Raw genomic sequence first — 20,648 nt, 5'->3', positions numbered from 1 at the left:
TCTGGAGAATATTTATCTCTGACCAAATCATAAATAAAAGACCAATCAATAGCTTTATCTATAATTCTGAGAAGATGATCTTGAGGAACCAAGTCATCAGTACATACAAATTCAATCTGCTTTCTAGCCTTCTCGTTTTGTTCTGTAATCATTATTCTAACCCCTTATTTTGATAGTATTATTATACCAAAAAAGAGGCGAAAAAGCTTGTAAAATCAAGGTTTCTTTAGACTTTAGAAGGACTAAAAATGAAAGAACTGGAGTCCGCAGACTCCAGTTCCTCCTTATAAAAAAGAAAAGGTCGCGGCGAAAGCCGCGACACTTTGTCTACAGTCTGAGATCTAGTCTTTGACTAGGTCTCTTTTTTATTCTTACAGTGTTATTCAGAAGAAGCTCAAATAACACTGTAAAATCATAAAACCAATGCTATTTACGGAACATTAAGCCACAGATGCTATTTCTTACGTAGGCCAAATTGTTATTTCAAAGTCATTTACGTAACAAATGGCTATTTACAGCATTTGTTACGTAGGATTTCAGCAAATATTTCTCTCAGAATGCCAAATTCTAAAAAATTCCTACGTAAAATATTGTCATAGCTGTATGTTCTTCCGTAAACAAGTTAAAAGTAAGAAAAACAACTACGTAAAAAATGTTCAAATTATCAAATTTACCGTAAAAGAGGATGACTAGTGCCTCAAAGAGGTCCATTGTTGCATTAAATACTGTGGCGCATGCCACAATCCTAGTTTCATGTAATCAGCAGGTTGAAACAAAAAAGAACTTAGCCAAAAGACTAAGTTCTTCAATAATGTCTTGAACTACACCAACTTACGTAATACAGGATAAACAACAGTACTTATGATTACTCCAAATACTCCCTGGATGATATTTGGTACAATGCCGGCTAAAGACGCAATCACGCCTGCCGATACTGATGTTTTATTTACAATAGCCAGCATGAATATTTCAAAGAGAAAATATCCAAGCACCATGACAGCCTCGCCTGCGATTCCAGAAATAATTAGGGTAGGTAACTCAGTTTTATTACTGAGGATTCTGGAGATTGCTTTGAATACAACGTATCCTACGAGAGCTGTCAGTGCCTTGATAACGAATGTGGCTGGAATATAAATGAAATAGCCACCTATTAAATCTGAAAGTGCGGAACCAATCCCAGCGGCCAACGCTCCCCACACAGGTCCTAAGAGTAGTCCTGATAATAATACAAAACCATCGCCTGGGTGAATGTAGCCCATGGTAGGTGTTGGTACTTTGATAATCATCGTGCCTACGCAGGTGAGAGCTGCCATCAGTGCGGCGATAATAACTTTTCTAGTTTCAATTCTGTTTGCTGAGTAATGAGTTGCTGAGCTATCCATGATGTTCCTCCTAAAGCCTGTTCAAGAAAATGCTTTCTTTTTTTTTATGTTGGGGCTATAATACCACCAAACTGATATCTAAAAAATGGTCAAAATTAGATAAAAAACAGGGGACAGATATGAAGGTATATGAAAAGATCTATAACTACTATATTGAAGAGATGAAGAAAGGTTCTCTGAAAAAGGGCGATAAAATCCCGTCTTTGAGGGAAACGGAGCGAATTTTAGATGTGAGTCGAACCTCTGTAGAAACAGGATATATGCAGCTTGCTGCAGATGGATATATTTATTCTGTGGAAAAGATTGGATTCTTTGTTTCAGAGATGGCAGAGCAGCTTTCTGCCATAGATAAATCAAGCCATAAGCAAGCCAAAGAGTCGTTCGAAAAAAAGAAGTCAAACAAACCTGTGGCAAAGTACGACCTTGCCACAATCGGAGAAGATAAAAGAAGTTCATGCCTGGATTTATGGAGACGATATATGAAATCGGCTCTGAGACAGGAAGAAAGATTGCTTACTTATGCCAAGAATCAGGGTGAGGATGATTTGCGTGAGGAGATAGCCAGCTATGTCAGAAAGAACAGAAATATTATCTGTTCACCGGAGGATATAGTAATCGGTGCAGGTTTCCAGAGCCTTCTAATTATTCTTATGGGGTTGTTAGAGGGGGAAAAGAGTATATCATTTCCTACAAGAAACTTCTCAGATGGTGCTGCCGTATTTAGCAATGGTGGCTATGAGGTCAGCTACAGAAACAAGGAAAGCCATGTGATATACGTTACCCCATCTTATATGACAAAATGGGGAGAAATCATGACTATGAAACGTCGAAGGGAATTGATTGAACATGCCCAGAAAAATGATCATATCATAATAGAAGATGACTATCAGAATGAGTTCGTGTTTGCCAGCAAGCCGACTCCCAGCTTATATGCCATGACTGGTGGTGACAGGGTGGCTTTCTTAGGGTCGTTTTCTCGAATACTTTTACCTAGTGTGAGAATAAGTTTTCTCATACTTCCAAAAGGTTATCGTGACAGATACGTAAGAATACAAAATCTCTATAACCAGACAGCCTCGAAAGCAGAGCAGATAGCACTGACCCAGTTTCTTAGAGATGGCCATCTAAACAGACATATAAAAAAGACAGCCAGGTTGTATGAAGATAAAAGAATAAAATTCTACGACCTTCTAAAGCAATATTTTCAGGACGATGCAGAAATATATATTGGAAACAGTGGAATGGAGATAGGGCTTGTTATCCACAAACCGAATCTTTCCGCTAAAATAGCCAGTTCCGGAGTAGAGGTTCACATTGTGGAGGAGACGGATAAATCCACAACCTTGCTATTATCCTGCGGTATTATCGAGGAAAGTGAAATGGAAGCAGCTATTAAAAAATTATATATAGGTTTACAAAAATAGTTTAGTGTGGTAGAGTGATAAAGTAATAAAGCAATGGAACTAAAACATGAGGAGAGTATAAATATGAGTAGAAAGATTCTTGCATTACTTTTATCAGCTTCTATGATGGCTGCAGCACTTGTAGGCTGTGGCTCAAAGGGTCCTAATGATTCAGAAGTACCAACATCAGGCTCGCAGGCTGAGGAATCCACAGAGAGTGATGTTTCTTATATCCAGAGCAAAGGTACTCTTTTAGTGGGTATCACAGATTTTGCTCCAATGGACTATAAGGACGATGGGGGAGAGTGGATCGGCTTTGACGCAGATTTGGCAAAGAAGGTCGCTGAGAATTTAGGCGTAGAAGTAGAGTTTGTAGAGATTGATTGGGATAATAAAATTTTAGAGCTTCAGAACAAGTCAATCGACGTTGTATGGAATGGTATGACACTTACGCCAGAGGTTACCAGCTCAATGGAATGTTCAAAGGCATACCTTAACAACGCTCAGGTAGTAGTAGTTCCTGCTGATAAGGCAGATGCTATCAAGACAGCAGAGGACGCAGCAGAGCTTAGCTTCGCAGTAGAATCTGGTTCAGCTGGTGAGGCAGCAGCAGAGGAGAACGGTTTCAACTATGTAGCTGTTAAGTCTCAGGCTGATGCAGTTATGGAAGTAGCAGCTGGCACATCAGATGCTTGCATCATTGACCTCCTTATGGCTGGTGCGATGATTGGCGAGGGCACAAGCTACCCAGACCTTGCACACACAATAGAGCTTACAACAGAGGAATACGGCATTGGCTGCCGCAAGGGTTCTGATTTAGCAAAATATATTAATGAGCAGCTCAAGGCACTTTACGATGATGGAACAATGGCTGGCATTGCCACAGAGTACGGTGTACAGGAAGCAGTAGTGGCTCAGTAATTCAAAGGAAGAATTATGTTTACAACAGTTACGATGTCTTTATTTGAGGGTTTCTTAGGAACCCTCAAATTGTTTAGTTTAACACTTTTATTTTCACTGCCACTTGGACTTATCATTAGCTTTGGCTCCATGAGTAAGAGTCCTATCATCAGATGGCCTATCAGATTTATTATCTGGGTTGTCAGAGGAACTCCACTTATGCTTCAGCTTTTGGTTATTTTTTACGGCCCAGGTATCTTTTTTGGCACAAATCTTTGGGGCTCAGGAGATGGCGGAAGATTTACAGCAGCGCTGGTAGCATTTGTATTTAACTATGCCTGCTACTTCAGTGAAATCTTCAGAGGCGGAATCCAGTCTATTCCTAAGGGACAGTATGAGGCTGCGGCAGTTCTAGGCCTTACAAAGTCTCAGACCTTCTTTAAGATCGTGCTTCTTCAGGTAGTGAAGAGAATCGTTCCACCTATTTCAAATGAGGTAATCACCCTTGTAAAAGATACTTCCCTTGCAAGAGTTATTGCATTCTACGAAATTATCTGGGAAGGCGAGCGATTCATCAAGAGCGCCGGTATCATCTGGCCACTTTTCTACACAGGTGCATTCTATCTTGTTTTCAGTGGATTACTTACATTGTTGTTTGGATACATTGAAAAGAAACTTGATTACTTTAAATAATTTGGAGTGTTATGGCAATTTTAGAGGTTAATGATTTAAAAAAGAAATTTGATAATACAGAGATTCTTAAGGGAATCACTTTTTCCATGGAAAAGGGTGAGACTCTGTCCATTCTTGGTAGCTCTGGCTCAGGAAAGACTACCTTGCTTCGCTGCCTGAATTTCCTTGAGACTCCTAACGAGGGTACCATCACTGTAAATGGTAACTGTCTATTTGATGCTAAAAATGGACCACTTAGGGATGGAGATTTAAGAGAGAAGAGACTTCACTTTGGAATGGTTTTCCAGCAGTTTAATTTATTCCCACAGTATACAGCCTTAGAGAATGTTACTCTTGCTCCAAAGCTTGAGGGCAGAGGAAAGTCTCAGGAGGAGATTATAGAAAACGGCAAACGTCTTCTTGAAAAGATGGGACTTGGGGACAGAATGAACAATTACCCACACCAGCTTTCAGGTGGTCAGCAACAGCGTGTAGCCATTGCAAGAGCATTGGCACTTCGTCCAGATATTCTTTGCTTTGATGAGCCTACAAGTGCTCTTGACCCGGAGCTTACAGGCGAGGTACTCAAGGTTATTAAGGAGCTTGCAGAGCAGCACACAACAATGATTATTGTTACCCATGAAATCGGATTTGCCAGGGATGTTTCTGACAAAATCATCTTTATGGATGATGGCGTTATCGCTGATGAAGGCACCCCTGATCAGGTCATAGATAATCCTTCAAATGAGAGGACGAGACAGTTTTTGGCTAATTATTTAAAGTAGTTTAAGAAGGGAGATTTGTATGGCAACTTTAGGTATCGTAATTGCGATAGTGATTTACCTTGCGGCACTTTTAATTATGGGCGCCACATTTGCCAAGGAAAATCACACAGTTGGAGATTATTATTTAGGCGGACGTAAGCTTGGCCCCTTTGTAACAGCCATGAGTGCGGAGGCATCGGACATGTCTTCATGGCTTCTGATGGGACTTCCAGGTGTAGCCTATGCCACTGGTATCTGCGATGTTTTCTGGACAGCACTTGGACTCGGAATTGGAACCTACGTAAACTGGCTGCTTGTGGCTAAGAGACTTCGTAAGTATTCTGAGAAGAATAATTCAGTTACAATACCGGATTTCTTTGAGAATCGTTTCAGAGATAAGAGTCATACACTGATGCTTATTTCTTCTTTAATCATAGTTGTTTTCTTCGTGCCATATGTAGGCTCAGGCTTTGCAGCATGTGGAAAGCTTTTCTCGTCATTGTTTGGTCTTGATTATACAATCGCCATGATAGCATCAGCAGCTGTAATCATTGGCTACACAGCTACAGGCGGATTTATGGCTGCATCTGTAACAGATTTCATTCAGTCAATCATCATGACAATAGCTCTTATCGCAGTTGTCTGCTTTGGTCTTTCAACAGTTGATGGAATCGGAACAGTAAGCACATATTCAAACTCTTTAGACGGATATATCAGCCTTACAGCTATGCATGATTTTGCTACAGGAAGCCGTGTTTCTTACGGTGGTATCATCACAATCATTTCCACAATGGCATGGGGGCTTGGATACTTTGGAATGCCTCACATCTTACTTAGATTCATGGCTATCGAAGATCCAGAGAAGATTAAGCTCAGCCGTCGCATTTCTACCGTTTGGGTATTCATCGCCATGGGCGTGGCTATCTTCATCGGTGTAATGACAAGAACAATGGTGCATGAGGGCGCAATCGGTGAGCTTGCTGATTCTGAGAGAGCTATTGTTATTATTGCACAGACGCTGGCGGAGCATAGCTTTATAGCATCTCTTTTAGCTGGTGTTATCTTAGCTGGAATCCTTGCATGTACAATGTCTACCTGCGATTCACAGATGCTTGCAGCCTCATCATCTGTATCTGAGAACATTCTTCACGAGACATTTGGAATTAATCTTTCTGAGCATATGCAGATGGTTATGGCCAGGGTGGTATTGGTTATTATTGCAACCATAGGCGTGATTATAGCAAGAGATCCAAACAGTTCAGTATTTGGTATTGTATCCTTTGCCTGGGCAGGCTTTGGTGCAGCCTTTGGACCAATTATGCTTCTTGCGTTGTTCTGGAAGAGGGCAAATAAATACGGTGCTATTGCAGGTATGATTGGCGGTGGTGTAATGATATTTGTATGGAAGTTTGGTATAAAGCCAATGGGTGGAATCTTTGGTATTTACGAGCTTTTGCCAGCATTTATCGTAGCGCTGATTCTTTGTGTTGTAGTAAGTCTTCTTACACCTGCTCCAGAAAAGGAGATAGTAGAGGAGTTTGAATCAATTAGATAATGGGCATAACAAAAGAGCCGGTTAAGTATTCACCAAGTGATACTTAGCTGGCTCTTATTTTTGATCGTTAACGTATTTTATAAATTCTTTAAACGGAATAGGCTTTGAATAGAAGTATCCCTGCAAATAATCACAGCCTATATCACGCATTTTTATGGCCATCTCTGCATTTTCGATTCCCTCCGCTGTGATTTCAAATCCACTCTTTTTAAAGGCTGTTATTTCATTTGGAAGAATTTCGCCAGGCTTTTTGCAGTAATCCCACACAAGAGTTTTATCCAGCTTAATATTTATAAATGGTGTTTTGCGTAGGCGATACATGTTTGAATAGCCTGTGCCATAATCATCTAAAACAAATCTAAAACCGCCTTTATTAAGTAAGGCAATTTGTTTTTCAATCATGTATTCATCTACAAATGCCTCCTCTGTGATTTCTAGATGAATGAATTCAGCATCCAGATTATGATCTCTGACAATTGTGGAAAGACTTTGCTCCAAATCATTTTTCATTAGTTGTATAGGTGACAGATTTACATTTATAAATGAAAGACCAAGTGCCCTGAATTCTGGAAGGTTTGCGTATTCACAGCACATTCTGAATACCTGCCTTCCAAGCTGATTGATTTTACCGTTTCTTTCAGCGATAGGAATGAATTCTCCAGGATAAAGTAAATCACCTGATGAATTTCTGATTCTAGAAAGAGCTTCAGCGCCTACCACCTTACCTGTTTTGCTGTTTACGATTGGCTGGAGGAATACTTCCACTTCATTGTTATCAATAGCAAATTCCAAAGAATGCTTCATGTCGTTTTGGGCAACGATATTATTGACATCAGCATTTTCTATAGTTATAAGCTCGTTATCAATAATTTTGTTTGGATTAGAATATGCGATGTTAAAAATACGAAGCAGGATATCCACAGGTAAGTTCTTTTCGGTCAGAGTAATGGCAGTTCCACCTATATCCCAGTATATTTCTGTATTCATGGAAATCCATGGCTGCTGGAATCTGTATAGTAGCTTTGAGTAAATCTGTGGCCATTCAGAAGGCTTGGAGCCAAAGATTATAAAACTACCTGCATCATTGTAGAATATCAGATTAGAAGGAAATTCCTTCCTGAGGTAGTTTTGTATCAAATACAGACCCTGATTTGTTTGGGCAAGACCATAGAGCTCCAGCTTATCTGTAAAATTTTTAATACCAAACACTAATGCATTAATAGATTTTTTATTATAAAGCTCTGTTATGTAATCCCTTAAGCCAACCCTGTTGAAAATAAATGTTCTTTCAATTAGGTATAAATCAGGATTTTCAAATCCTAAAAAGAGTACTATAAACGATGTAAGGGTAAAGATATTCATCAAAAGCAGGCTTGGGAAAGCATATCTGACAAAAAGCCCAATAGAAAGCATCGTATTACAGCCAACAAGAATTTCCCATTCCCTGCGCCTAATTAGTAGATGTCGCTGCTTGATAATAAGAAGGAACGACAAGAGGATATATATAGCATAGATAAAATAAAGAACATTGTATAATACACTGGAGTGATAGCCCTCATCATCTATGTAATAAAACCAATGTGTCCAGAAACTGGTCACTACAATGATATCACCAAAAATCATTGGCAATGTAATCAGGTAGCGTTTAAATCCGTGTTCATATAAAGTTACATTTAAAACATTGGCTGTAAATATATGAAAAAGGAAGGCACATGCAAAGAAGGCAACAAAATAGGCACTATTCAAGACATAAAGAAAAGCATCATGATAGAACTCATCATGCATATCTGCCCAGGAAGAAATAATGTCTAAGGACATACATAGACATATTGCAGATGTAAGGTATACAAATATGAGATTTTTCTTTACTGGCAATCTTGGTAGTGAAACGTAATGACCGATTAATACTGCCATTATCATTAAGCTAGGGATTGCATAACTAAAAGTCCAAACCATAGGGGGTCCTTCCAAATACTAAGCATACTATCAGCCATTATCACCACTAATCTGATGATACACTTTATTTGTGAACAAAACGTAGTATTATTATGCCCATATAAAGAAAAGAATCGTAAGAGTTTTACATAATTATCAAAAATTGAACACGATTAAATCAAATATTAAATAGATTTATTTTGTACCATCTAATAATATGTTCAAAGATAAAGAAGAGAAGGATGATATAAGGTATGAAGAGTGCTACAATTTCAAAGAGTAAGACCATTGATTTCACTGATGGAAAGCCAGCAGGCTTGATTTTACGGTTTTTCTGGCCACTTTTGATGACTAGCATGTGTCAGCAGCTTTACAACTTTGTGGATTCGATGATTGTTGGAAGGGGTATTAGTGATAATGCCTTAGCAGCAGTTGGTAACATGGGTTCACTATTTTTCCTGATAGTGGGTTTTTCCTTTGGCTTGGCAAACGGCTTTGGTATTATGATAGCTCAGAGCTTTGGCGCAAAGGATTTTGATGAGCTACATCACAGATTAGCAGGCACTATTCAATTGGGAGTGATTTTGGCAGTAGGTCTTACAATATTCAGTGTATTGTTTTTGCCTAATGCATTAACTTATTTACGTACTGATCCTATTATTTTTCAGGACAGCCTCAAGTATGGATATATACTGTTTGGTGGTTTGTTTGTAGGTATTACTTACAATATTTCAGCGGCTGTGCTTCGTTCCCTTGGAGACAGTCAGACACCACTACATTCCATTATTGTTTCATCAGTCACAAACCTTTGTCTGGACAGCTTATTCATTTTTGTATTCAAGATGGGGGTTGAGGGGGCAGCAATCGCTACTATTATTGCTCAGATTGTTTCGGTATGTATTTGTCTTAGAAAGCTGTTTTCTATTGAGATGATTAGGTTATCAAGAGCAGATTTTACAAACAACCAGAGAGTATGGTTACTGCTTATCTCAAACGGTCTTCCAATGGCCCTTATGAACTCCATTACAGCTATTGGATGCATGGTTGTTCAGTATTTTGTAAATGGATACGGAGTAGTGTACACTGCAGCGTATGCGGCTTGTAGTAAATACCTGAATCTCTTTATGAATCCAGCGGCCACAATGGCTAATGCTATAAGCGCTTATACAAGCCAGAACTATGGTGCAAAGAAATATGAGCGAATAGTCGATGGTATCAAGTTTGGTCTAAAGATTGTAACAGTATTCTATGTGGTTTTAGGCGGTGTAATGATATTATTCCCAGCCAATTTGGCCAGAGTGCTTCTTTCAGGTAAGGAACAGATTGACCTTGTGTGTATCTTCCTTCCAACCTGTGGAATAATGCTTATTTTCCTGAATTTTTTGTTTATAGTAAGAGCAGCAGTTCAGGGAATGGGAAAACCAATGCTTCCTATGGTTTCTGGAATTATGGAGATGGTTTTAAGAACTGCAGTGATTTCATTACTTATGAGCCGTATCGGTTTCAGAGCTACCGCTTATGCGGAAATCAGTGCATGGATAGGCGCACTTGTTATTAACGCATATGCGATGTTTAAATATTTGTTACCATCAATAAAAATGAAAAGAGTTTTGGAGGTTTCATAACCTCCAAAACTCTTTTTTTTATGCATATACTAAAAGATCTTTGTCACTGTAATCTGCAAATGGTCCTGGAACTGGTGGGATAATACGGTGATTTCCGAAGTAATCCTTGCCAAATGTGATTGGTGTTCCATCAGGTCTTTCAAATGCCTGCTCTGGCTCAAATGCAAGTCCAAGAGACTGTGTAGTGATGATGTTTACACTGAAATCCTCAAGCACATTTGCAAGCTCACTCTTTAAATACCATTTTCCATCCTTTTCTGTTAAAAGAATCTTAGGATTATAAGACTGCTTTTCTAAGCGATGAATTTCGTTCTTATAAATGTTGGCACCGTTAAGATATACATTTCCGTCAATCCATACTGGAAGATGTCCGAAGTGTGCCTCGGCAAGACCACCCATATCAGGATCTGTATCTGGAGCAAATGGCTCATACCAGTCATCATATGTAGGGAAAATATCAAATGGTGCAGTGCCTACTGCCTGATAATCTGCATCAGCTGCAGTCTTTGTGCTATCTGTAATAGGATAATGCTGTACAAAAATATTATTGTATATACGGTCATCTCCGTGAAGAATTGTCATGAAGCCTGCAACCTCTGTCCTGTGTTGGATGTGGTATGGAGTGTAGCGAGGCTCACGCTGTCCGTTTATAATGCTATCTACTCCTGAGTTAATAAGGCTGAAGCTTCCAAGAATAAGGTTGTGTACACATGCAATACCCTCACTAGGGATTGTGATAGCTACAGGAGAGAGAAGCAGGTTGTTGTCGATAAGTGTAGGACCATGACCTACCTCTACGAACACATCAGTGTTGAACATGGCACCATCTGCCTGCTTGATTCCATCAGGACGGCAGTTGTCGTGCATAAGGTTTCTTGTGACTCTTGCACCCTGTGCCTCCCAATCAAGCCAAACACCCATGATGTTGTTGTGTATGTGGTTTCTTCTAATAGTTACGTCGATGGCAGCGTGTAATTTGATACCAGCTGTCTCTGCGCCACCAAGCTGCTGTGAGTTGCAGATGTGGTGGATGTGACAGTCCTCAATTGTAGAGAATACTCCACCCATTCTACCAACGATACCCGTCTGCTCGCAGTGGTGAATGTGACATCTTCTGATGATATGATGTCCAATATTTTCCTTGAGCCAGCCATGATACTGACCACGGCAAACAGCGTCGCGCTCCATCTGTGTAGGGCTCTTTACTTTTTTAACTGTAAAGTACATGTCGTTTTCTGGGTCAAGATACTTACCCAAAGAGATACCGCAGCAACGGCTTCCGTAAATCTCACAGTCCTCAATAATCCATCCTTTGCTCCAGTGAGGTCCAATCATACCGTCCTGATATGCAGCAGGTGGAGCCCATGTGGTAGCAGCCTTATTGATGTTAAAGCCACTGACTGTGATGTAGTTTATGCCGTTTTCATCTGGCATGAAGCAGTTACGGCGGACAAGAATTTCAACATTTTCTTTATTAGGATCAAGACCCTGAAAGTTTGCGTAAAGAATAGTTTCGTCATTTTCAGAATCCTGCTCTGTGAACCAAAGATAAGATGCTTCCTCTTTGTTCCATGCAAATGGATTTGCCTCTCCCTTTTTGCAGTCATCAAGGGAATCGCACTCGTACATCATTTTGTCGTTGAGGAAAACTGCACCAGTGTGTCTGATGGCAGGAGAGAAGTACCAGTCTCCGTATACACGTGTGGTATATGGATTGTAATCAGCGAACACACCGTTATTTACGCGTACTGTCCATACATTTCCTTCCAATTTATTCCAGCCTGAAAGCTCCTCAGCGCCTGTGATAACAGCGCCCAGCTTTTCCTCTGAGCGGTATACGATAGGCGCATCCTCTGTACCGGCATTTCTTGGAGTAACCTTTTCGCGGTAAACACCGCTGGCAACAATAATCTCGTCACCTGCTACAGCGATATTTGCAGCATCTCCAATATTCTTAAAAGGTCTTTCCTTGGAGCCGTCTCCATCGCGGAAAGCCTTGGCATCAACATAGTATTTCATAATCTAGTAAAGCTCCTTTCGGTCAATTCGATAATATAATTATCAACTATATTGATGCCTGAAAATACCTAGAAAGTTTTGATTTTTAGGGGGTAAACTAAATTAATTCCTCGAAATCTATGACACTCATTGGTTTGTGGAAGTAGTAGCCCTGCATTTCAAGACAATCCTTGCTCTTAAGGAACATGGCCTGATCCAGAGTTTCCACACCTTCAGCCAAAAGGTCCATGCCAAGCAACTGGATCATCTGAATCAGATAGGTCAAAATAATCTGTCCTTTTTCTTCAAATCCTTCTGATGACAGGAAACGTAAATCCAGTTTTACACGGTCAACTGGAAGCTCCTTTAACATGTTTAGAGAAGAATAACCACTGCCAAAATCATCCATTTCAACAAGGAAGCCATTTGAACGGAGATTTTCCGTTGTTAGGATGAGTAGTTTTGAGTCTTTTACATAGGCGGATTCTGTAATTTCTATATGTAGCTGGTCAGGAGTCAATTCGTATTTGCGAATCAAATCCATGAACAGTAGATGGATATCTGGATTCTCTGAAATATCACTTCGTGATACGTTCACAGAAACAGTCATGCGCTTTCCTAAATTGTTCCAGCGATGAAGATCTTTGCATACTTTTTCCCATACATAGCAGTCCAGCTCATAGATTTTTCCGGAGTTTTCCAGAGCAGGGATAAATTCTCCAGGACTAATCCAACCCAGATTGCCGTGAGCCCAGCGACAAAGTGCTTCAGCACCAATGATGGTGTTGCTTTCGAAATTTACCTGTGGCTGGTACCAAACTTGAATTTCTTCTGCTTCAATTGCAGAGGATAGATGGCCAACAATATCTACCGCACGCTTTTTGGTTTCCCATTGATTCAGGTTGTAGAATTCAAATCCCGTTTTACCTGATTCACGAAGTTTGCGCTCAGCTATTCTTGCAAAATCTATCATGTGGTCGACATCTATATTTTGGAGGTCATCTGGAGTAAGTACATAAATACCACTGCAGAGTTGTACCTTGAAATTTTTACCCTGACTAATAAGGAAATTGTTTACTGGCTCTACTACATCCTGTTCATCCTCATAAATCTTTTCATTACCTTCGATTCTGCGAAGAATTACAAACTGGTCAGCAGTAACTCGTCCAATTGCCTCATCCTCAGATAATATATTCTTTGAAATCTTAACCCAGTATTTCAGTAGCTTATCGCCCGTTTCTTTTCCAAAGCTGTCGTTTATAAATTTAAAATCTACTATATTGTTGTAGGAAATAAAGTATGGAACAGAAGGATTTTCTCTCAGAATTTCCTCTACACGTTTTCTGAATCCATTCATACTGTAAGCACCTGTAAGCTCATCGTGATCTATCAGAAGGCGTAGTCTTTCCTCCTGCATAAGAGTGATAGAACGTTGTCTGAAAACCATGGTTCCTATTACTGCCGCAAAAAGAAGGATGCCAAGAATAATAAAGGCACCGTATTGGTACATATAATCCCAAAGATCATAATGATATAGGCGACGTGTGGTGTAATCTAAGATAATGGCTTCAGTCTTGGTTTCCTCCAAACGAGATATTCCCATATTCAGTCTGTCTATTATTTCTTGTCCTCTAGGAGTATCCAAAGTGCCTGCCTTAAATCCCATAGAAAACATAGCAGAAGGCTGAACGTGTAAATTGACATAAGATGGCTTCTGAAGAACATAGCTCCATACGTAGGAGTTGTTAAGAAGAGCATCCACCTCACCCTTTTGAAGACCTTTAACACCGCCCCTTATATCATCATAAAATACAATCTTCATTCCGGGATAAAGCTCATGAACAGTTTCAGCTACACCCTTTAGAGATGCTGGCATACCTACTCTTACAGTATTCAGAGTAGGAAGAGAAGAGTTCTTAGTAGTTACAAGAGTAAACGGAATTTCCATCAGATTTTCAGTAACGATGGCGTTCATTCCGGAAGTGCTGGTAATAGAACCACCAAATGGCATTACCACATCATATTCGCTGTTATCAAGAGCGTCTTTCATGTTACCTTCGGTGATATTCTTTATGATTATGTCATAGCCAGCTTCTTTGGCTACTTCTCGAATTAAATCTACACCTATACCTACAGTTTCCTCGGATACATTATCTATATAGAACATAGGACAGCGGTCTGTAGGCACACCTACAATTAGCGTATCCTTTGAAGATGCAGCCTCAGAGCTGACAAAGAGCACAGCAAAACAAAGCACAGTTACTGTGCTTAAAATAGCTTTTTGTATTACTTTTCTAAACTTTAGCCCACCCAAGGAAGCTCCTCCATTTGTTTGTAATACACAGTCTTACAATATTCCAAATCTAATATATCAAACGATTGAGAAAAATCTGTGATTGCAAGAAAAGTTATATCTTGGTATAATACTTCTCACGAGTGTTTAGCAGTTTAAAGTGTTAAGCAATTAAAGATGTGGAGGTAATATTTTGGAACAGGAAAATCGCGGTAGCTTTTCAGGAAAAATAGGTTTTGTGCTCTCGGCCGCGGGAGCGTCAGTAGGTTTAGGAAACATTTGGAGATTTCCTTATTTATGTGCTAAATACGGTGGAGGAATTTTCCTTATTGTATATGTACTTTTGGCTCTTACATTTGGTTATACAATGATAGTTGCTGAGACAGCTATTGGTAGAGCTACAAATAAAAGTCCCGTTGGTGCATTCAACGGATTGAGTCACAATAATAAGCTTATGAAGATTGGTGGCTGGATTAATGCCATCATCCCAATCTTAATCGTGCCTTATTATTCAGTTATCGGTGGATGGGTTTGCAAATACCTTTTCGAGTATATTCGCGGAGATGTGAATGCTATTGCAGGGGACAATTTCTTTGTAAACTTCATCACAGATGGTAAAGAGACTGAGATTTGGTTTATCGTATTTACGTTTTTAGTTTTACTTGTAATATATCTTGGCGTTGAAAATGGTATTGAGAGAGTATCCAAGATTGTAATGCCAATTCTTGTAGTGCTTGCAGTGGTTATCTGCATTTACTCGGTTACAAGACCAGGTGCTTTAACTGGTGTGAAGTATCTTTTCATCCCTAACTTTGAGCATTTTTCAATTATGACCGTCGTTACTGCCATGGGCCAGATGTTCTATTCCCTTTCGATTGCTATGGGTATACTTATTACATTTGGCTCTTATGTTAAAAAAGAAGTCAGCATCGAGGAATCAACAAAGCAGGTAGAGATTTTTGATACAGCAATCGCTGTTATTGCCAGCCTTATGATTATCCCAGCTGTTTTTGCATTCTCACATGGAGATGAGAGCATGCTTAAGGCAGGCCCATCACTTATGTTCATCACTATGCCTAAGATTTTCGCAAGCATGGGATTTGGAAGAGTAATCGGAATTGCATTCTTTGCATTGGTGCTTTTTGCAGCAGTAACAAGTGCCATCGCTCTTACAGAGAGCGCTGTTTCTACATTTGCAGATGAGTTTAAGTGGGACAGACACCGTGGTGTTAATATTATGGCTGTTATAATGTTTGTACTTGGCAGCCTTTCATCACTTGGATATGGACCACTTGGCAATGTTACAATCATAGGAATGCAGTTTTTGGATTTCTTTGATTTCCTTACAAACTCAGTAATGATGCCAATCGCAGCTCTTGCTACATGTATTCTTATTACTAGATTCATGACAGTAGAGAAGCTGGAGGCAGAGGTGGAGCAGGAGAATCACCCATTCAAGAGAAAGGGCGTATTCAGCTTTATGATAAAGTTCCTTTGCCCAATTTTTGTATTGATTATCCTTGTAAGTGCCGTGTTAAATGTTTTTGGAATCATTAGCATGTAATTTATTTGATAGTTTAGTCGTCGATGTTTTAGTCATCGGCGACTTTTTCACTTTATTAGGCTCCATTTAATTGTTGCCAATTTATTATATTTCGCTATACTAAGAGGAAAGAAAATATATTTAGGGGTATGATTAAATGGTTTTATTAGATAAATATGAAGCATTAAAGAACTACTTCAAAAAGCTGGGGTCAGTGGCAGTTGCCTTTTCCAGTGGAGTAGATTCTACATTTTTGCTTTTTACAGCTCGCGAGGCACTTGGAGATAACGTAATTGCGGTAACAGCTTCATCATGCTCATTTCCAAAGCGTGAATTGAATGAGGCCAAGGATTACTGCAAGGCTATTGGTGTGAGACATTTTATTGTTGAATCAGAGGAGCTTGAGATAGAAGGCTTTTCTCAAAATCCGCCAAATAGATGTTATCTGTGCAAACGCGAGCTTTTTTCGAAGATTTTTGATTTAGCTAAGGCTGAGGGCATAGCTTATGTAGTGGAAGGTTCCAATCTTGATGATGATGGAGACTACAGACCAGGCCTTCAGGCAGTGGCAGAGCTTGGTGCAAAGAGCCCACTGAGAGAAATCGGATTTACGAAGCAGGAAATCAGAGAGCTTTCAGCACATTTTGGACTTCCAACAGCAAATAAGCAGTCTTTTGCATGTCTTTCCAGCCGATTCCCTTATGGTGAGGCTATTACAGAAAAGAAGCTTGGTATGGTTGATAAGGCGGAGCAGCTACTTTTGGATATGGGATTCAATCAGTTCAGAGTTCGTATTCACGGAGAGAACGTTGCCCGCATTGAGTTGCAGCCTGCGGACTTTGGCAGAATGCTTGATGAGGACTTGAGATTACGTATTTACGATGCATTCAAGGAATACGGATTTGCCTATGTTGCACTTGATTTACGTGGCTATCGTACTGGTAGTATGAACGAAACGCTTGATTTATGATATTTACAGGTAGGTATATACATAGGAGGGTTTATGGATTACAGTCAGTACGTTAAAAAAGACTTTGAAAGTATAAGTGCATTTAATTTATCTATGGGTACAAAAGGGCGAAGCTACAACCAGCATTGGCATTCTCATGGAGAAATAATACTTGTTGCGCCAGGGGAAAGTAATGTATTTAAGGTAAATCAGGATACATATCATCTGGCTCCGGGGGATTTTGTACTGGTGTGGCCTCGAGAAATGCACGAAGTGATTGATGCTGATTTGGAAAATACATTGATTATCAGATTCAGTAATGCCTTTGTAAATTCATTGTTTGATCTTCAGAGAATCATGCACTTTTATAGGAATTTGCATGTAATTTGTATCAATACACATCGTGAACTGGTGGCAAATCTTACAGCTATAGCTTATAGAATGAAGGAGTATTTCATGTCAGATGTTCCCGATAAGGAGCTTAGATGCTGCATGCTTCTAATGCAGTTTATGCTTACCCTCGACGAGCACAAGAATGAGTTTGTCCCAGAATTAAAGCAATTAGATGAAATCAGTGGCTATGGCGATATATATCGCAGGATGGTATTAGTTACAGATTATATAAAGAATAATCTTACTGCTGATGATTTGTCACAAGCTAATATGGCTAAGATGGCTGGAATTAGTAAAGATTATTTTTCAAGAGTTTTTAAAGATGCTACGGGAATGAATTACAGTAAATGGCTAAATATGATAAGACTTGAGAAGGCCACGGAACTTTTGGCTACAGAGGACAAACCTCTAACTGAGATTGCCATGCTTTCGGGCTTTCAGAGTATCCCTAGTTTTAACAGGGTATTCAGGGCAGAGAAGGGAATGTCCCCAGGGGAGTATCGAACTCTGTTCGAAAAAAGTAATCCATATTTAGCAAAATATGATAATTTACATGTCAAAAATCGATAAGTTTATTTTTATATTTCGCTATATACTTTAGTAGACGACATAAAGATTGCATGTAATCTTTATTCTGAATATTTATCACCACATTACGCGGAAGAAGCTTGGTTCAGCCCCGAGCTTCTTCTGTATTTATAGGACAATAAATGAGAGGTTTGGGTTAGCCCCAAACCTCTTCTGCTATTTCTTTGACTAATTTCAGCTTAGCCCACTGTTCATCTTCAGTAAGCTTGTTTCCGATTTCACATGAAGCGAAGCCACACTGAGGGCTTAAGTATAATCTATCAAGCGGGATATATTTTGCTGCTTCGTGAATACGTTTTATGATTGTTTCCTTGTCCTCTAGCTTTGGTGTCTTAGTGGTAATAAGACCAAGAACTACCTTCTTGTCAGGTGAAACCTTTGCAAGTGGAGCAAATCCACCTGAGCGGGCATCATCATACTCCAAGAAAAGAGCATCTACATTTTCCTTCGCAAATACGTAGTCGGCAACTGAATCATAAGGACCACTGGTGAAGAAAGTAGAGTGGTAGTTGCCTCGGCAAATATGAGATGTGATTACCATGTCAGCAGGCTTGTTCTCAAGAGCAAGATTATTAACCTGAAGGAGCTGACTCTTTACCTCTTCGATATCAATTCCAAGAGATGCATAGCGCTGCTTTGCCGCATCACCTACGATGGCGCCCCATGTACAGTCATCAAACTGAAGATTTCTGCAGCCTGCCTCATAGAACTGCTTGATAACATCCTGGTAAGCAACACCAATATCCTGAATAAGCTCCTCATTTGTTGGATAGAACTTTCTTGTGGTCTCGTAGTTTGCTGGAATAATCATCTGCTGGAATGTCTGAGCAGGTGCTGGGATTGTGTATTTTGCAACTGTGTTCTCATCCTCAAACTGCTTTAGGAACTTGAAATATTCCACGAAAGGATGAGCTTTCGCTTTGATTTTGCCCACAAGATAAGTATCATCCAAAAGTGCAAGCTCGCCGTTAAAGCTAACTCCGCCACCAGTATTTTCATGGGCAACTCCATCAAGTCCCCACATGAAATCAAGGTGCCAGAATGTTCTTCTGAATTCACCATCTGTGATGATATGATATCCAAGCTCTTTCTGCTTGGCTACAACCTTTTCAATTTCTCTGTTCACTACATGATCATAGGCTGATTCAGCAATTTTTCCAGCAAGGAAATTTGCCTTTGCCTCCTTTAATGCCTGTGGTCTTAAGAAGCTTCCTACGAAGTCATATCTGTAAGGTGTCTGTATTGTACTCATTATTATGTCTCCCTTCGCTGTAATTGTCGCGTGTTTGTTGAAATGGATTATATGCCTAGTGAGTATATAGGTAAAATATTAAAAATGAGTGGATAACCATAGATAAAATCTATGATAATGGCTATAATTAGAAAAAATCTATGTTATCAGGAGAAGGATAATGACTCTAAAGCAGCTTAGATATGCGGTTACTGTGGCAGATACAGGGAATATTACCGAAGCGGCAAAGAAGCTTTTTATAGCTCAGCCCAGTCTTACATCTGCCATCAGAGAACTGGAAAGTGAATATAATATTACGATTTTCACCCGTTCTAATAAGGGGATAGAAGTGACTCCTGAGGGGGATGAGTTCTTAGGATATGCCCGCCAGGTATTGGAGCAGACTAATCTTATAGATGAAAGATACACTGGGAAAAGCACAGGTAAACAGCGTTTTTGTGTTTCAGCCCAGCATTATTCCTTTGCAGTGGAAGCCTTTGTTGAACTTTTGAAAAGATATGGTGGGGATAAGTACGAATTTCATATGAGAGAGACACAGACCTACGACATTATAGATGACGTGGCTCACCTCAGAAGTGAGATAGGAATCCTGTATCTGAATAAGTTTAACGAGACGGTAATCAGAAAGACTCTTAGGGATAATGGTCTCACCTTCCACAGCCTCTTTAAGGCAAAGCCCCATGTGTTTATTGGAAAAGACAGCCCGCTGGCTAAGAAGAAGTCACTTACACTTGATGATTTGAAGGAATACCCACGACTTTCCTATGAGCAGGGCAGCCACAATTCCTTTTATTTTTCCGAGGAGATTCTCAGTACTGTGGATTGCGACAAGGAGATTATTGTAAGGGACCGTGCTACACTTTTCAACATGCTAATTGGTCTCAATGGATATACAATCTGTAGCGGTGTTATCAGTGAGGAACTGAATGGGCCAAGCATTATAGCAAAGCCTTTGAAGGTGGATGATTATATGGAAATCGGGTATATTCTGCCTTCTGGAATAACTCATTCAAAGCTGACAGGAAATTATATTGAGATGCTGAAGGCCAGCTGTAGGTGGCTAGAGTAAACTTTTAGTCGGAAAAAATAGAATAAATACAAAAAGAACATCCTTCTTGTGATAAGGTTATGGTTTGCGAAAAAAACTTTATCAAGGGAGGATGTTCTTTTATGCAAAAGAGTATACAGTATTTTGGAGAAGTGTGCATTCAAAGATTTTTAGAAATACAAAAAGAGTTATATCAAAACCCAAAAGATTTAGCTGAGTTTATACTAAATGTTGAAAGTGAGGTAAGGAAACTGGGCCGTATTTTTATTGAAGAGACACTTGAGGAAATGGATCAACTTATACGTGAAAGTGATAAAAGAAAGAAACATTGGGTGGTTGAAACACATG

General features: G+C 39.6%; 15 protein-coding genes and 2 pseudogenes. 11 read left to right on the top strand and 6 right to left on the bottom strand.

Going from position 1 to position 20,648, the window contains the following annotated elements:
* Nucleotides 1–152: pseudogene (locus tag BLP54_RS15715) on the bottom strand (IS5/IS1182 family transposase); the annotation flags it as partial.
* Between the two features lie 669 nt (nt 153–821).
* Nucleotides 822–1,382 (bottom strand): ECF transporter S component, encoded by a 561-nt coding sequence (locus BLP54_RS15120; protein ID WP_090171370.1) that lies wholly within the window; start codon nt 1,380–1,382, stop codon nt 822–824.
* 119 nt (nt 1,383–1,501) lie between these two features.
* Between BLP54_RS15120 and BLP54_RS15115 the strand changes: the two genes are divergently transcribed.
* From BLP54_RS15115 to BLP54_RS15095, 5 genes are all read left to right on the top strand, one after another.
* Nucleotides 1,502–2,806 carry an aminotransferase-like domain-containing protein gene (locus tag BLP54_RS15115; protein WP_176754599.1) on the top strand — a complete coding sequence of 435 codons (1,305 nt, stop codon included), beginning with the start codon at nt 1,502–1,504 and terminating at the stop codon, nt 2,804–2,806.
* 63 nt (nt 2,807–2,869) lie between these two features.
* Nucleotides 2,870–3,706, top strand: coding sequence for a transporter substrate-binding domain-containing protein (locus BLP54_RS15110; RefSeq protein WP_090171364.1), 837 nt, complete (start codon nt 2,870–2,872; stop codon nt 3,704–3,706).
* A gap of 15 nt (nt 3,707–3,721) precedes the next feature.
* Complete coding sequence (locus tag BLP54_RS15105; RefSeq protein WP_090171360.1) at nt 3,722–4,378, top strand: amino acid ABC transporter permease; 657 nt, start codon at nt 3,722–3,724, stop codon at nt 4,376–4,378.
* A gap of 11 nt (nt 4,379–4,389) precedes the next feature.
* Nucleotides 4,390–5,142 carry an amino acid ABC transporter ATP-binding protein gene (locus BLP54_RS15100; protein WP_090171357.1) on the top strand — a complete coding sequence of 251 codons (753 nt, stop codon included), beginning with the start codon at nt 4,390–4,392 and terminating at the stop codon, nt 5,140–5,142.
* 19 nt (nt 5,143–5,161) lie between these two features.
* Nucleotides 5,162–6,676, top strand: a complete 1,515-nt coding sequence (locus BLP54_RS15095) for a sodium/proline symporter (RefSeq protein WP_090171354.1) — start codon at nt 5,162–5,164, stop codon at nt 6,674–6,676.
* A gap of 54 nt (nt 6,677–6,730) precedes the next feature.
* On the opposite strand, the gene BLP54_RS15090 is transcribed toward BLP54_RS15095, so the two are convergent.
* Nucleotides 6,731–8,632 carry an EAL domain-containing protein gene (locus BLP54_RS15090; protein WP_090171351.1) on the bottom strand — a complete coding sequence of 634 codons (1,902 nt, stop codon included), beginning with the start codon at nt 8,630–8,632 and terminating at the stop codon, nt 6,731–6,733.
* Nucleotides 8,633–8,865: 233 nt separating this feature from the next.
* Here BLP54_RS15090 and BLP54_RS15085 point away from each other — a divergent pair, with 233 nt between their 5' ends.
* Nucleotides 8,866–10,236, top strand: a complete 1,371-nt coding sequence (locus BLP54_RS15085; RefSeq protein ID WP_090171348.1) for an MATE family efflux transporter — start codon at nt 8,866–8,868, stop codon at nt 10,234–10,236.
* Nucleotides 10,237–10,254: 18 nt separating this feature from the next.
* Here BLP54_RS15085 and BLP54_RS15080 read toward each other — a convergent pair whose 3' ends face one another.
* Together BLP54_RS15080 and BLP54_RS15075 are read right to left on the bottom strand one after the other, a co-directional pair.
* A complete protein-coding gene (locus BLP54_RS15080; RefSeq protein WP_090171345.1) occupies nt 10,255–12,255 on the bottom strand; it encodes a right-handed parallel beta-helix repeat-containing protein in 2,001 nt (666 codons plus the stop codon).
* Nucleotides 12,256–12,352: 97 nt separating this feature from the next.
* Nucleotides 12,353–14,548: an EAL domain-containing protein gene (locus BLP54_RS15075; protein ID WP_090171342.1), complete on the bottom strand. Its 2,196-nt coding sequence runs from the start codon at nt 14,546–14,548 to the stop codon at nt 12,353–12,355.
* 169 nt (nt 14,549–14,717) lie between these two features.
* On the opposite strand from BLP54_RS15075, the gene BLP54_RS15070 reads away from it, so the two are divergent.
* From BLP54_RS15070 to BLP54_RS15060, 3 genes are all read left to right on the top strand, one after another.
* Nucleotides 14,718–16,091: a sodium-dependent transporter gene (locus tag BLP54_RS15070; RefSeq protein WP_090171339.1), complete on the top strand. Its 1,374-nt coding sequence runs from the start codon at nt 14,718–14,720 to the stop codon at nt 16,089–16,091.
* Between the two features lie 136 nt (nt 16,092–16,227).
* Nucleotides 16,228–17,040, top strand: coding sequence for an ATP-dependent sacrificial sulfur transferase LarE (larE, locus tag BLP54_RS15065; protein WP_090171337.1), 813 nt, complete (start codon nt 16,228–16,230; stop codon nt 17,038–17,040).
* A 33-nt stretch (nt 17,041–17,073) separates the two neighbouring features.
* Entirely contained in the window at nt 17,074–17,982 is a 909-nt protein-coding gene (locus tag BLP54_RS15060; protein WP_090171334.1) for an AraC family transcriptional regulator, read from the top strand.
* Nucleotides 17,983–18,136: 154 nt separating this feature from the next.
* Here BLP54_RS15060 and BLP54_RS15055 read toward each other — a convergent pair whose 3' ends face one another.
* On the bottom strand, nt 18,137–19,252 hold the full coding sequence (locus BLP54_RS15055; RefSeq protein WP_090171332.1) for a 5-methyltetrahydropteroyltriglutamate--homocysteine S-methyltransferase: 1,116 nt from the start codon (nt 19,250–19,252) through the stop codon (nt 18,137–18,139).
* A 160-nt stretch (nt 19,253–19,412) separates the two neighbouring features.
* Between BLP54_RS15055 and BLP54_RS15050 the strand changes: the two genes are divergently transcribed.
* Both BLP54_RS15050 and BLP54_RS15045 read left to right on the top strand, forming a co-directional pair.
* A complete protein-coding gene (locus BLP54_RS15050; RefSeq protein WP_090171329.1) occupies nt 19,413–20,321 on the top strand; it encodes a LysR family transcriptional regulator in 909 nt (302 codons plus the stop codon).
* 101 nt (nt 20,322–20,422) lie between these two features.
* Nucleotides 20,423–20,648, top strand: a pseudogene (locus BLP54_RS15045) (UPF0236 family protein); the annotation flags it as partial.

It is taken from the genome of Pseudobutyrivibrio sp. 49 (assembly GCF_900100545.1).
Lineage (GTDB): Bacteria > Bacillota > Clostridia > Lachnospirales > Lachnospiraceae > Pseudobutyrivibrio.
This window is presented reverse-complemented; position numbering and strand designations above follow the sequence as displayed.

Bases quoted from the DNA above. Each gene is read 5' to 3' on its own strand.
- BLP54_RS15100 (WP_090171357.1), top strand. From the start codon at position 4,390: ATGGCAATTTTAGAGGTTAATGATTTAAAAAAGAAATTTGATAATACA.
- BLP54_RS15050 (WP_090171329.1), top strand. From the start codon at position 19,413: ATGACTCTAAAGCAGCTTAGATATGCGGTTACTGTGGCAGATACAGGG.
- BLP54_RS15090 (WP_090171351.1), bottom strand. From the start codon at position 8,632: ATGGTTTGGACTTTTAGTTATGCAATCCCTAGCTTAATGATAATGGCA.
- BLP54_RS15110 (WP_090171364.1), top strand. From the start codon at position 2,870: ATGAGTAGAAAGATTCTTGCATTACTTTTATCAGCTTCTATGATGGCT.
- BLP54_RS15095 (WP_090171354.1), top strand. From the start codon at position 5,162: ATGGCAACTTTAGGTATCGTAATTGCGATAGTGATTTACCTTGCGGCA.
- larE (WP_090171337.1), top strand. From the start codon at position 16,228: ATGGTTTTATTAGATAAATATGAAGCATTAAAGAACTACTTCAAAAAG.
- BLP54_RS15060 (WP_090171334.1), top strand. From the start codon at position 17,074: ATGGATTACAGTCAGTACGTTAAAAAAGACTTTGAAAGTATAAGTGCA.
- BLP54_RS15120 (WP_090171370.1), bottom strand. From the start codon at position 1,382: ATGGATAGCTCAGCAACTCATTACTCAGCAAACAGAATTGAAACTAGA.
- BLP54_RS15105 (WP_090171360.1), top strand. From the start codon at position 3,722: ATGTTTACAACAGTTACGATGTCTTTATTTGAGGGTTTCTTAGGAACC.
- BLP54_RS15055 (WP_090171332.1), bottom strand. From the start codon at position 19,252: ATGAGTACAATACAGACACCTTACAGATATGACTTCGTAGGAAGCTTC.
- BLP54_RS15080 (WP_090171345.1), bottom strand. From the start codon at position 12,255: ATGAAATACTATGTTGATGCCAAGGCTTTCCGCGATGGAGACGGCTCC.
- BLP54_RS15085 (WP_090171348.1), top strand. From the start codon at position 8,866: ATGAAGAGTGCTACAATTTCAAAGAGTAAGACCATTGATTTCACTGAT.
- BLP54_RS15115 (WP_176754599.1), top strand. From the start codon at position 1,502: ATGAAGGTATATGAAAAGATCTATAACTACTATATTGAAGAGATGAAG.